Consider the following 13,219-nt stretch of genomic DNA (forward strand, 5'->3'; position numbering starts at 1 on the left):
GGACGGCGCGTCAGTTCATGGCGCGCCGCCGCTGGGCCCGCTCCAGGCGGGCGAGTTCGCGCCCGATCTCCCACAGCGCGACGTCGATCAGGGTCTGCAGAACCGAGTTGCCTGCACCCGACAGCGCCTCTCGGGCCGCGACGCAATGGTCCGCCGCGCGCTCCAGGGGATGCGCGCTCGGATCGTCCGGGATGGCGAAGAACGTCTGCCCACCGGAGCGGCTCTCCGTGATGTCGATCAGGATGCCGTGCCCCAGCACGGGCTGGCCATCCTCGCCGAGATCTATCCGGCCCCGGCTCAGCAACCAGCGCTCCTCGCCGCTGGGCGTGCAGACCCTGTACTCGCAGAGGAAGGAGCCGCCCACCCGAGCCGTGCTGAAGATGTATTCGGTGAGCCAGCCCTGATCGTCCGGATGGATGCAGGTCGTCGCCTCCTCGACCGACAAGGGCCGTCCGGCCAGGCGGGCATCACCGGCGATGAGCCCTGCGGCTCCATGATCGAGGATGATGCGCCGTTGCGGCACATTCCACTCCCAGACGCCGACGACACCCGAAGCGTGCAGAGCGGCGCGCAGATCCGCCTCCGTCGCCGCCGCCCGGGCGGCCACTCCCGAAGTCCCCATGTCCGCTCCCATCGGCAACCATGGCCGAACAAGGCTGAAGATTGCTCACCATAACAGGATGAGAAAGGGCGGAGAGCAAAAATTGCGTAACCGAACTCGGAGCGAGCCGAATTTTTTGTTGCCGTGACCCGGAAAGCAGCAGCAAATGCATCATCTCGATGGTTCACGCGTGCCAACGCTGAATTTCGAAACAATGCGATTTCCGGTTGCATGATGGCCGGAGACAGCCGATTTTGATGGGAGCGCGAAATCTGCTGCACCCTGGAAATAAACTTGCGTTATACACTTTAAAGTAGAATTTTGCGGCTTGAGCAGAATTTGAGGTGCTTCCGTCGCCGCTCCGACAGTTAGCCGGAATGGTCACCGCAGAGGGGCGGCGGTGCAAAATCCGCGAATCACCCCGGAGGCGAAGGCCGGTCGTCAGCCGCGCTTGGCGAGAAGCTGCTCGATCAGCGAACCGCCCTTCTCCATCTCGGCGAGTTCCTCGGCGATCGCATCGACCGTCGAGCGGATCTGCTCCTCCGTGTGCTCGGAAGTCAGGAAGAAGCGCAGGCGCGAGGCCCGCTCCGGCACCGCCGGATGGATGATCGGCTGGACGTTGATGCCGCGCTTGAACAGGCGGTCGGACAGCGTCACGGACTTCAGGGAGTCGCCGATGATCACCGGGATCACCGCGAGGCCGAGGCTGGTGCCGACGTCGAGGCCGCGGGCCTTGGCGCAGGAGAGGAACAGGTTGCCATTCCGGCGCAGCCGCTCCACCCGCTCCGGCTCGGCATGCATCACGCCGAGCGCGACCTCCGCGGCGGCGGCGAGCGGCGGGGACATGCCGACGCTGTAGACGAATCCGCCCGCCGTGCACTTCAGGTACTCGATGAGGGGGCCGGGGCCGCAGATGTAGCCGCCGCATGTGGAGAGCGTCTTCGAGAAGGTGCCCATCCAGATGTCGACCGCACTCGGGTCGACGCCGCAATGCTCGAACAGACCGGCGCCGGTGGCGCCCAGAACGCCGAGGCCGTGGGCGTCGTCGACCATCAGCCACGCGTTGTAGCGTTCCTTGAGCGCCACGAAGCCCGCGAGATCCGGCGCGTCGCCATCCATGCTGTAGAGGCCCTCGATCACGATGAGGGCGCGGCGATGCTCGTGGCGGGTCGCGGCGAGCAGGCTCTCCAGGGCGTCGAGATCGTTGTGGGCGAAGGAGCGCCGCTGGGCGCCGGAGAGCTGCGCGCCCGTGACGATGCTGTTGTGGATGAGCGCGTCATGGAAGATGACGTCGGCCGGTTCGAGGAGCGCGCCGATCGTCGTGACGTTGGTGGCATGCCCGCTCACCATCACGACACAGGCGTCGGTCCGGTAATGCTGCGCCAGCGCCTTCTCCAGGGCGATGTGACCCGGCCGCTCGCCCGCCACCACGCGGCTCGCCGAGGCCGAGGTGCCGTAGGCGTCGATCGCGTCGCGCGCCGCCGCGTTGATCGCCGGGTGCCCGTTCAGGCCGAGATAGTCGTAGGACGAGAAATTGACGAAGTCCCGCCCGTCGATCCGCGTCGTGGCGCCGGCCTTGGCGTCGTGGACGCGGAAGAACGGATTGCCGAGGCCGATCAGGTCGGCGGCCGAACGCTGAAGCCTGAGCTCCCGGTAGCCGGGCAGCGTCTCGAAATCCTGGACGCCCGCGTCGCCCGATTTCGGCTGCGGCCGGTTCTGCGCGGGCCGCGCGGACGCGCGACCCATCCGATTGGTGACGAAGCCCGCGAGCGCCGCGCGCCCGTCGTCCGGTCGAACCGGCTCTGTCATGGCAGGATCTCTTTGATCTCCAGGCTGTTCTGCTCGACGAGCGTCTTGAACGGCTCGAGCTTCTCCGCGTCGATGTCCCCGACGTGCTTCTGCGCGAGGCTGAGCGCCACGCCCGCTGCCTCGTCCACCGGGGCCGAGATCGACTGGATCAACGTCTCGGAGAGTTCGTTGACGGTCAGCCCCGACGAGATGCCGGCGGGCGGCGCGTCGAGTGCGAAGCGCTCCTGCAGGCTCGCGCCGAGCTCGACGCCCATCAGCGAGTCGAGGCCGATCTCGGAGAGCTGGCGCACGCGGCTGATGTCGTCCTTCGGCAGGCGCAAGATGCGGGCGATGTCCTCGACGATGGCGTCGGCCACCGTCTTGCGCACCGTGTCGATGTCCTGCGTCTTGAGGAGGCTCGCGATGTCGATCGTCGCGACGCCACCGGCCTCCGCCTGCTGGTCGGAGCCGAGGTCGGCGTAGCTCGGGGAACGCATCGTGGCGAGGCGCTCGCGCGCCTTGCCCCAATGCATCGCCGCGATCGCGACGACGGCCTCGTCCGGGCCCGAGCCCTGGCCTTCCAGCGCCTCGGCCATCAGGTCGAGGCAGCGGCGGGCGTCCATCGGCGTGACGCCGACGCGGCCGGCGAGGGTCTCCATCACCGCCTTGTTGCGGGCGAGGACGCCGACATCGCCGATGGCACCCCAGGCGACCGCCATCGCGGGCAGCCCGAGGCGACGGCGCTGGCGGGCGAGGCCTTCCATGAAGCCGTTGGCCGCCACATAGGCGCCCTGGCCGGGATTGCCGATGAAGGTCGTGGCCGACGAGAACAGCACGAAATAGTCGAGGCTGCGGTTGCGGGTCGCCGCGTCGAGATGCTGGGCACCCACCACCTTCGGCTGGATCACCGCGTCCAGGGCTGCGGCGTCGAGGTTGGCGATCAGGCCGTCCTGCAGCACCATCGCGCCGTGGATGATGCCGGCGAGCTTGCGGCCGCCGCGCTCGACCTCGGCAAGCAGGGCATCGACCGCCCCGCGGCTGGTGATGTCGCAGGCCTTCGCCTCGACGCTGACGCCGCGCGCCGTCAGCTCGGCCACGAGGGACTTCGCCTCCTCGCTCGTTGCGCCCCTCCGGCCGACGAGGACGAGGTTGCGGGCCCCCTGTCGGCGAGCCAACGCGCCGCCTCGATTCCGAAGCCGCCGAGGCCGCCCGTGATGAGGTGAACGCCGTCCGCCGCGATCGAGAAGGCGTGCTTCGCCTGTGCGAGGACTCGGCCGGGAGCCGGCGGGGCGATCACGATCTTACCCACATGCCCGGATTGCTGCATCAGCCGGAACGCGTCCGAGGTCTCCTCGGCCGTGAACGGCTGATAGGGCAGGGGCTTGAGGCCGCCGTCGTCGAACAGGGACATCACCTCGCGGAAGAGGCGCGCGCCGTCCTCGCCCTGGTGCTGGAGCACCTGGTCGAGATCGACCCCGAAATAGGTCAGGTTCCGGCGGAACGGCCGCAGGCCGATATGGGTGTTGGCGACGTAGTCGCGCTTGCCGAGCTCGACGAAGCGGCCGAACGGCTTCAGGGCGTTAAGCGAACGCTCCATCGCCTCGCCGAACAGGCTGTTCAGCACCACGTCGACGCCGTCGCCGGTGATCCGGCGAACGTCGTCCACGAAGGCCAGCGAGCGCGAATCGAGCACGTGCTCGGCCCCGAGTGCCTTGACCAGCGCCCGCTTCTCCCGCGAGCCGGCGGTGGCGATGACCCGGGCGCCCTTGAGCTTGGCGATCTGGAGCGCCGCGAGACCGACGCCGCCCGCGCCGCCATGGACCAGCACCCACTCGCCCTTCTTGAGGCGAGCGAGGGAGACGAGACCGTAATAGGCGGTGAGGAAGGCGACCGGCACGGTCGCCGCCGCCCTCGGATCGAGCCCGGGCGGGCTTGGCGCCACGACGAGTTCGGGCACCACGATGTGAGTGGCGAAGCCGGACTGCGCGAAGGCGACGACGGGATCACCAACCTTGAAGGTGCGGACACCCGGCCCGACCGCAACGACGCGGCCGGCGCATTCAAGGCCGAGGCGGGGCCCGGCGAAGCCGTCCTCCAGGATCTCCTCCGGCAGCATCGAGAGGGCCCAGAGCACGTCGCGGAAGTTGAGTCCGGTGGCCTCGACCGCGATCTCGACCTCGCCCTGGCCGGGCTTGCGGCGCTCGGCCGGGCCCCAGACCATTTCGTTGAGGCCGCCCGTGTTGCTGCGCTCGAGCCGCGCGGCCTCGGCCGGCACGGCGTCGGCGGAGGCGCGGCGGGGCGCGATCCCCGGCGCGAAGCGGATCACGCGGGTCCGATCCTCGTCGAGGACGATCTCGGTCTCGGGCGTGCCCGACAGGATCAGGTCGCAGAGCCGCTCGGCCGCCCGCTTCGACAGCATCGCGGGCGAGAGATCGATCCGCCGGACGTCGAGATTCGCGATCTCGTTGGCAAGCGTCCGGGTGAAGGCCCAGACGCCGGCCTCGACGGAGGCTGCCGAGCCGCCGCGCTCGCGGGTGGCCCCCGGCGCCACGACCCAGAGGCGGGTCTGGCGGCTGCCGAGATGCTCGACGCAGCGCTTCAGGCTGAGGCAGCGATCGCGCAGGCGCTCGGCCGCGTCACCGCCGCGGGTGAAGGCGCCGGCGAGGAACACTACCGTGTCCGGCGTCTCGCGCTCCAGCTCCATCAGAGAGGCCTCGGAATCGAGGATGATGGAGACGTGGACGCCATTCGCCACGAGGAGCGTCGCCAGTGAGGAGGCGGTCTCCGCGGCGAACTCGTCGTCCGAGCCGATCACGAAGGCGAAGCTCTGGGCCGCGGCCGGCTCCGGACGCGTGGGCGCCTCCGCCGTCAGCAGCAGGTCGTTGCCATTGCCGGTCTTAGCCTTGTCAACCGATACGCTCACGAGGCCGCTGGCGCTGAGGGAGCGCTGCCATCCGGTGATGTCGTCGAGGCGACCGACCGGCATGTCGTCGGCGGCGGCCTCGAACCAGCCGGGGGTGAGTCCGAACACGAGGTCGCGGAACAGCGAGGCGCCGGGCTCGACGGCCATCAGGACGCCGCCGGTGGCGAGCGCCTCGGCAAGCCGATCCATCATCTCGCGGGGCCCGCGATGCAGCACGCCGCTCGCGATCACGACATCGAAGGCGGCATGTCCCAGCGCCTCGGCCTCCTCGATGACCGCGACGCCCCGCGGCAACGCGAGGCGAGCGCGCTCGGCGAGGCGCCGGTCGGTCTCGAACACGGTCAGGCGCGCCTCGGCGGCCTCCGCGAAGGTGGCGGCCTGGGCCGAGAGGGGCCCGAAGCCGACCTGGAGCAGGCGGACAGCTCGGTCCTTCGGCAGCCCCTCGCGGCTCTCCGAGAGGATCGCCGCGGCGACGTCGGCGGAGGCGCGGGCAGTGGCGCTGCGCAGGGCGAAGGCGTCGAGCGCGTTCTGCGGCAGGGCGGGCGCCTCAGTCAGCTCGCCCGCAAGCAGGCGGTCGACCAGGGCGCCGACATCGGCGATGAGCACGAGCTCGGCCGACAGGTCGGGATGGTCAGCCGCGATCCAGCGCATGATCGCGTCGGGCTCGGGAAGCGTCACGTCCTGGAGCAGGCTCCAGTTCCGGCCCTTCAGCTCGGCGAGGCCGCTGCTCTCCAGCCCGTAGAGGGCATTCACGAGCCAAGGACGGATCTCGGCGGGCACGCGCCCGTCGATCGAGACCGCGCCGGCGCGCTCGAGTCCCTTGGCGAGGCGATAGGCCAGCGAGGTCGCCCAGCCCTCAAGAAGCAGGTGTCCGGGCGAGAGCGGTGCATCGGCCGGGGCGCGGGCGACGCGGGCCCGCGCCTCGATCGCGGCGGCGATGCCGGGGCCGCGCTCGGTCGGGATTGCCGTCGGCTCGGTGGCGAGTTCCGGCCGCTGCGTGATCGCGTAGGCCGCGAGCTCGTTGCCACCCTTGGCGCGGAGCGCCTGGAAGCGACCCTCGCGGATCGTCGCGATGACCTCGCCCTCGGCGTCGAGCACCGAGAAATCGGCCAGGATGCTGCGTTCGTTGCAGCGACGGGTGCGGATGACCGCCTTCGCGATCGCGGCGCCGGGACGCAGCAGGCGGACCTCGCCGAAACGAACGGGGATGTAGGCCTTGGTCGAGTTCTCGCCGAGGAGATCGGTGAAGAGCAGAATCAGGCCGTGGAAGCAGGCATCGAGCCGCGCCGGCACGAGGCCGTAACGCGCATCGGCTTCAGCGGGCATCAGCTCCGAGACGATGGTGGTGTCGTCGAGGCGGGCGCTCAGCGCCACCTGCCGGAAGCTCGGGCCGAAGCCGAGGCCGGCGGCGACGGCGCGGGCGTAGAGTTCGTCGCCCGTCACCGCGTGCTCGGCCGGGATCTCGACATCCTCGCGAGCCGGTAGGGCGTAGGTGCCCTCGACGATCTTGGCGGAGGCGTGGAGTTGCCAGGGTGCCTGGGTGAGGCGCGGGCGGCTCAGGATCTGGAGCTGGTTGCCGCTGCCGGAGAGGCGGACGGTCGCCTCACGCAGGGCCTCCTCGCCGAACACCATCGGCCCGTGGATCTCGAAATCGGCCAGCACCACGGTTTCGCTGCGCTGCGACTCGCGGGCGACCGCGAGCGCCATCTCGACGAAGCCCGCGCCCGGCATGATGGGCTGGCCCTCGATGCGGTGATCGTCGAGTTCCGGCACCGTGACGACGTCAACGTAGCCGTGCCAGTCGAGGCCGTCCGCCGCGATGCGCGAGCCGGCGAGCGGGTGGTAGGGGCGGGGGCCGTGCCGCCGACGCCCTCGTTGGTCTCAGCGAGGCGGAAGCTGCGGCGCTGCCAGGGATAGGCCGGAAGGCTGACGGCGCCCTTCGGCGCGTCGCCGAAGACGCAGGTCTCATCGACCGCGGCGCCCTGCACCAAGGCGGCGGCGAGGGCCTTGCGGATCGGATCGCCACCGGCCGCCTTGCGGTGCATGACGCCCACCACGGCGTTCTCGATTCCGAGCGGCTCGATCGCGTCGCCCACATGCGACATCAGGGTGGCGCGGGGGCCCACCTCGACGAAGACGCGGGCGCCGAGGCGGGTCGCCTCCTGCACGGCCGCGCAGAACCGCACCGGCTCGCGGATGTTGCGCCACCAGTAGCCGGCACCGAAGGCGTCGCCGGCCAGCACCTTGCCGGTCACGGTCGAGACCATGGCGGTGTGGCCCGCATCGGGCTTCAGCCCCGCGAGGTCGCGCAGCAGCGGCTTCTCGGTCGGATCCATGATCCGGCCGTGGAAGGGGTAGGCGAGATCGAGCTTGCGCCCGCGGCGGCGCTTGCGCGAGGCCGCTTTCAGCGCGGCATCGATCGCGGCCTCGGGCCCCGCGATCGTGATCGCCTTGGGGCTGTTGTAGGCCGCGATGTCGAGGGTCGGGTAATCCTTGAGGAAAGCCTCGCTCTCCTCGACGGGAGCGAGCATCACGGCCATCGTGCCCTGGCCGCGCGTCGTCTCTTGGTGATGGCTGCGGTAGAAGATGACCTTCACCGACTGTTCCAGGCTCAGGATGCCGGCGGCTTCCGCCGCGGCGATCTCGCCGACGCTGTGGCCGAGGACGTAGGCCGGCTTCAGGCCTTGCGCGCGCAGCGCCGTGGTGGAGGCACTCTGGATCGCGAAGATCAGGGGCTGCGACACGCTCGTCAGGATCAGGCGTTCGTCGAGATCCTCGGCGAACATCGCGTCCTTGAGCGACCACTCCGAGAGCGGCTCGAAGAGCGCGTCGATACGGTCGAACGCTTCGCGGAAGATCGCGTTCTCGGCGTAGGCCTCCTGCCCCATGCCGGCCCATTGGCTGCCGTTGCCCGAATAGACGAAGGCGACCTCGGCCGAGCGGTCGACGGCGGTGCCGACGAGGGCCCCGTCCGTATCCTCGGCCTCGCCGACGGCGCGAAGGGCAGCGAGCACGTCGGTCTTGCCGTCGAGGGCAATGGCGGCGCGAGCCGGAAGGCGCTCGCGGCGGTGCGCGGCCGCGGCCGCGATCCGCGCCGCCTCGCCGCCCTCGGCCGCCTCGAGGCGGTCGGCGTAGTCGAGGGCGAGTTCGTTCAGCGCCGCCCGGCTCTGCGCCGAGAGGAGCAGCATCTCCGGCGCTCGGCCGGGCGCAGCGTCCGCCGCGACGGGCCGGCCGTCGGTGAGCACGACGTGCGCGTTGGTGCCGCCGAAGCCGAAGGAGTTCACGCCAGCGAAGCGCTCGCGGGAGCCCCGCTCTAGAGAGAGCGGCCTCTGCAGGACCGCGAGATTCAGGTCCCCGAACGGGATCTCGGGGTTGAGCTCGGCCGCGTGGAGGGAGGTCGGTACGAGGTCGTGCTCGAGCGCGAGACTCGCCTTGAGGAGGCCGGCCAACCCCGAGACCGGCTCGGTGTGGCCGATATTGGTCTTGATCGATCCGATCGGCAGCGGCGCCTGGCGCAGGCGCCCGAGCCGCCCGCCGATGGCACTCGCCTCGATCGGGTCGCCGACCGGCGTGCCAGTCCCGTGCGCCTCGACGAAGGCGACGTCGTCGAGGGGGATCTCCGCCTCGCGGTAGACCTTCTCCAGAAGCGCGCCCTGGGCGTAGCCGGAGGGCAGGGAGATGCCGGTGGTGCGGCCGTCCGAATTCACGCCGCTCGCCGCGATGACGCCGCGGACGGTGCTGCCCTGCCGACGCGCGGCCTCGGCGGATTGCAGGACCAGGACGACGCCGCCCTCGGAGCGCACGTAGCCGTCAGCGCTCGACGAGAAAGCCTGACAGAGCCCGGTGCGGGAGAGCATCTGCGCGTTCGAGAAGCAGATGAAGTTGAAGGGACTGGCGAGGAGGTTCACGCCGGCCACGACCGCCGTGTCGACCCGGCCCGCCCGGATCGCCGCCACCGCCGCGTCGAGGGCGACGAGAGAGGAGGAGCAGGCGGTGTCAACCGTGAAGCTCGGGCCCTTCAGGTCGAAGATGTAGGAGATCCGGTTCGAGAGGATCGAGAGCGTGTTGCCCGTCGCCGCGTAGGCGTCGCCCGACGAAGCGTCGAGGATGCGCAGGTTGCCGTAATCGAGGGAGGAAGCGCCGACGAACACGCCGATGTTCTCGCCCGCCACCGCGGAGGGGCGCAGCCCGGCATCCTCCAGGGCCTCCCAGGTCAGTTCCAGCAGGAGCCGCTGCTGCGGATCCATCTGCTCGGCCTCGCGGGGCGAGATGCCGAACACAGCCGGATCGAACGACCAGATGTCGTCGAGGACACCCGCAGCCCAGGTGTAGCTCTTGCCGCGCTCCTGCGCCCGCGGGTGCCCGAAACGCTCGAGCGACCAGCGGTTCTCGGGAATGCGACTGACGGCGCAGCGCGCCTCGGTCAGGAGTTGCCAGAGCCCATCAACGCTGGGAGCGCCCGGGAGCCGGCACGAGCGACCGACGATCGCGATGTCTACACGTTGTGTCACGTTCGATTCGCACACGCTCGTTTACGGGGGACGATTCGGATTGCCGACGACGGAACAATCCCGTCCACCCTTAGTATGGCACTATCATGGTGTCCAACCCGCCACGGCCGCTTCCGATGGAAGCAATCGAGATGGCGGCGGGCTGTGACACGTATTCATCACCTGTTGCCGGCGCCCCTTGGCAGGAACGGAATGTCCGACCCGGTAGATCTGCGCCGAATCCACAGCTGATCATCCAGAAATTGCCACAATTCTGGCTTCGGCCGCAGAACTGAATTGCTCTGGGCACGGGCCCGACCGGGCAACACTTACCTGAGCCTCCGAGACAAGCGGCTCGTCAGTCCAGCAACGTACCGGAACGTACCGCGACGCCCCGACGCTGCGCTTTATCCATCGATTTCCGGCAGCAAGGCGGCGCGATCCGGGCGGATCCGCACAATCACTCGGTCCGGTTTTGGGCACGCCCGATGCTGGAGTATCTGAGGCCCCTCCGGGCCATGTCCTCCGGCCGGTAGACGTTGCGCAGGTCGACGACCACGGGGGCAGCCAAGGTCGCCTTCAGCCGGTCGAAGTCGAGGGCCCGGAATGCGTCCCACTCCGTCACCAGAACCAGCGCGTCCGCCCCTTCCGCACAATCGTAGGGATCGGTCGCATAGGTGATGTCGGGCAAGAGCGCGCGCGCCTGATCCATGCCTTCCGGATCGTAGGCCCGCACCGTCGCTCCCGCATCCTGCAGACCCGCCACGATCGACAGGGACGGCGCGTCCCGCATATCGTCCGTGTTCGGCTTGAACGTGAGCCCGAGCAGGGCGATCACCTTCCCCCGTACCTGCCCGCCGCAGGCCGCGACCACCTTGCGCGCCATCGCCCGCTTGCGCTGATCGTTGACCGCCACCACCGTCTCGACGAGGCGTACCGGCGTGCCAGCATCCTGCGCCGTCTTCACCAGGGCCAACGTGTCCTTGGGAAAGCACGAGCCGCCGTAGCCGGGCCCGCATGCAGGAACTTTGCGCCGATCCGGTTGTCGAGCCCGATGCCGCGGGCGACCTCCTGAACGTTGGCACCCACCTGCTCGCACAGGTCCGCGATCTCGTTGATGAAGGTGATCTTGGTCGCCAGGAACGCGTTGGCCGCGTACTTCGTCAGCTCCGCCGTGCGTCGGCCCGTCACGAGGATCGGGGCGGCGTTCAGGTAGAGCGGGCGGTAGACCTCGCGCATCACCTCGGCGGCACGCTCGTCCTCGGCGCCGATGACGATGCGGTCGGGACGCTTGAAGTCGGCGATCGCCGCGCCCTCGCGCAGGAATTCGGGGTTGGAGACCACCGCCACCTCGGCCTGCGGCGCCGCCTCGCGCAGGATGCGCTCGACCTCGTCGCCCGTGCCGACCGGCACGGTCGATTTCGTGACCACCACCGTGTACCCGCTAAGGTTGCGGGCGATCTCGCGGGCGGCTGCGTAGACGAAGGAGAGGTCGGCGAAGCCGTCGCCGCGACGGGACGGCGTGCCGACGGCGATGAAGACGGCATCGGCCTTTGCGACTGCCTCACCCATCTCGGTGGTGAAGGTGAGGCGGTCCTGGCGGACGTTGTCGGAGACCAGCGCCTCCAGGCCCGGCTCGTAGATGGGAATGCGGCCCGCGTTCAGCGCATCGATCTTGGCCGGATCGCGGTCGACGCAGACCACGCTGTGGCCGAAATCCGCGAAGCAGGCGCCCGATACCAGGCCCACATACCCAGACCCAATCATCGCGATGCGCACGGACACCACCCTCCGCCGGCCCGAGCTTACGCCCGGGGCGATCTTTGCCGCACCGCATCCTTAGCGGTGTTTGACGGCCGGGGAAACCATCCGGCCGGATGGGAGCGCCCGTCCCACTTTCGCGGCCGGGCGACCGGACGACAATCCTGGTTGGTCCGGCGGCTCATCGACAGGCCGGACGCCGCCTCGCTCAGGTCGTCCAGGCCTTGGCCACCGAACTGCGCACGACGTCCGCCATCACGGTGTCGAAGATCAGCATGTCGTCGACGGGACGCACCTGCCGGAGACGTCCGGCGAGATCGATCACGTCCGCCGGAATCGGCTCCGGCGCGGGTACCGTATCTTGGATCCCCAGGCGGTCGAGCAAGGTCGCGACGAAGGCCTCGAAGGCGTCCCGATGGCCGACGATCCCAATCCGCGACAGGATCTCCACCGCAACGATCGAGTTGCCGGGATGCACCCGGTCGTCAGGCAGGCGCGTGCCGAGCTGGCGTGTCAGCGGATTGTAGAGCAGGCGATAGGCGGGCTCCGGCAGGAGCCGGAACAGCCGCTTCAGGCTCTTCAGGTCGAGGAGATCGAATTCCGCCATGAAGGTCGCCGCCTCGGCGAGGCGCCCCAACCGCCAGACCTGTCCGGGATCGGCGCCAAGATCGGCCTGCGCCCGCAACCAGAGCATGCGCGTTGCCATCTCGACATGGGGATCGTGGATGAGGGCCGCGGTGAGGATCTGGTCGGGCGGCAGGAAGTTCTCATAGCGCGGAACCACGATCGAGCCGGACAGGAACGACGAGGCGATCGTGCCACTCTCGAAGATGCACCGCAGCATGTCCTCGGTCAGCTTTCCCAGGCCGAAGTAGCTCTGCTGGAAGTGCTTGTACATCAGCCCCTGGATGACGGTCTCAGGCTTGATGCCGGTGTTGATGAGCAGGACCTTGCTTCGGCACAGGCCCTCCGCACCCGCCCGGCGGTAGATCAGCAGATTCGTGTCGAGGTCGTGGATCTCCAGTTCGGGCAGGCCCGGCAGGCCCGGCACCTCCGCCTCGGTGAGCTCGTAGGTGCACTGCCCGGTCGCGTGCCAGCCGAAGGCGCGGATGTTGGGATCGACGATGGTCGCCGGAACTTCGGCGACCCGGCGGCCGCCAACCGAGACGGCCACGCGGCCGATGGCGGTGGGGTTGTCGGGCGTCATCCAGAACCGGATCAGGTCGCCCCGATCGAAATCGACGAAGAAGCGCATTCCCTCTCGCTGCCGTGCGAACCACCCGGTTCAGTGCGAACCCTGCCGGATCGGCGAGCGCTTTAACGCATTTCACCCGCGGTTGCAGCGGGCGCGCCCGACCGAACCGGGCCCCGCGCGAAAACTCTCGCATCGGCGCCGAACTTCGACTTGCGCCCCCCCGCGGCAGAAGCTATAGCCGCGGCCTCACCGAAGCGGAACGGCTTCGGACGGGCGCGTAGCTCAGCGGGAGAGCACTACCTTGACATGGTAGGGGTCACAGGTTCGATCCCTGTCGCGCCCACCATTTAAGTCTCAGATGTCACAGGGTTTTCCCTGCCGAGGCTTTCCCAAAAATTTCTGATTTTAGGTTCAACGAACCTGTCTCGGGTTCAAGCCTCGCACTCTGCAGGTTCACCGGA

Annotated in this window: 4 protein-coding genes, 1 tRNA gene and 2 pseudogenes; 1 reads left to right on the forward strand and 6 read right to left on the reverse strand. The window is 69.2% G+C overall.

Annotated features, from left to right (window positions below):
- Window positions 1-10: 10 nt before the first annotated feature.
- From DK389_RS19335 to DK389_RS19355, 6 genes and pseudogenes are all read right to left on the reverse strand, one after another.
- Complete coding sequence (locus DK389_RS19335; protein ID WP_162560722.1) at window positions 11-622, reverse strand: PAS domain-containing protein; 612 nt, start codon at window positions 620-622, stop codon at window positions 11-13.
- Window positions 623-1,042: 420 nt separating this feature from the next.
- The gene (locus DK389_RS19340; protein ID WP_109891965.1) at window positions 1,043-2,410 is read right to left on the reverse strand and encodes an aminotransferase class I/II-fold pyridoxal phosphate-dependent enzyme; all 1,368 of its coding nucleotides are present in this window, start codon (window positions 2,408-2,410) and stop codon (window positions 1,043-1,045) included.
- Window positions 2,407-9,823: pseudogene (locus tag DK389_RS19345) on the reverse strand (SDR family NAD(P)-dependent oxidoreductase). Before DK389_RS19345 ends, DK389_RS19340 begins: the two are co-directional and overlap by 4 nt.
- A gap of 439 nt (window positions 9,824-10,262) precedes the next feature.
- Window positions 10,263-10,688, reverse strand: a complete 426-nt coding sequence (locus DK389_RS35685; RefSeq protein WP_418292067.1) for a UDP binding domain-containing protein — start codon at window positions 10,686-10,688, stop codon at window positions 10,263-10,265.
- 75 nt (window positions 10,689-10,763) lie between these two features.
- Window positions 10,764-11,569 (reverse strand): annotated as a pseudogene (locus DK389_RS35690) (UDP-glucose dehydrogenase family protein); the annotation flags it as partial.
- 202 nt (window positions 11,570-11,771) lie between these two features.
- On the reverse strand, window positions 11,772-12,818 hold the full coding sequence (locus DK389_RS19355; RefSeq protein WP_109891967.1) for a hypothetical protein: 1,047 nt from the start codon (window positions 12,816-12,818) through the stop codon (window positions 11,772-11,774).
- Between the two features lie 211 nt (window positions 12,819-13,029).
- Between DK389_RS19355 and DK389_RS19360 the strand changes: the two genes are divergently transcribed.
- Window positions 13,030-13,104: transfer RNA gene (locus DK389_RS19360), tRNA-Val, on the forward strand.
- Window positions 13,105-13,219 lie beyond the last annotated feature (115 nt).

It is taken from the genome of Methylobacterium durans, assembly GCF_003173715.1.
In the GTDB taxonomy this organism is placed as follows: domain Bacteria; phylum Pseudomonadota; class Alphaproteobacteria; order Rhizobiales; family Beijerinckiaceae; genus Methylobacterium; species Methylobacterium durans.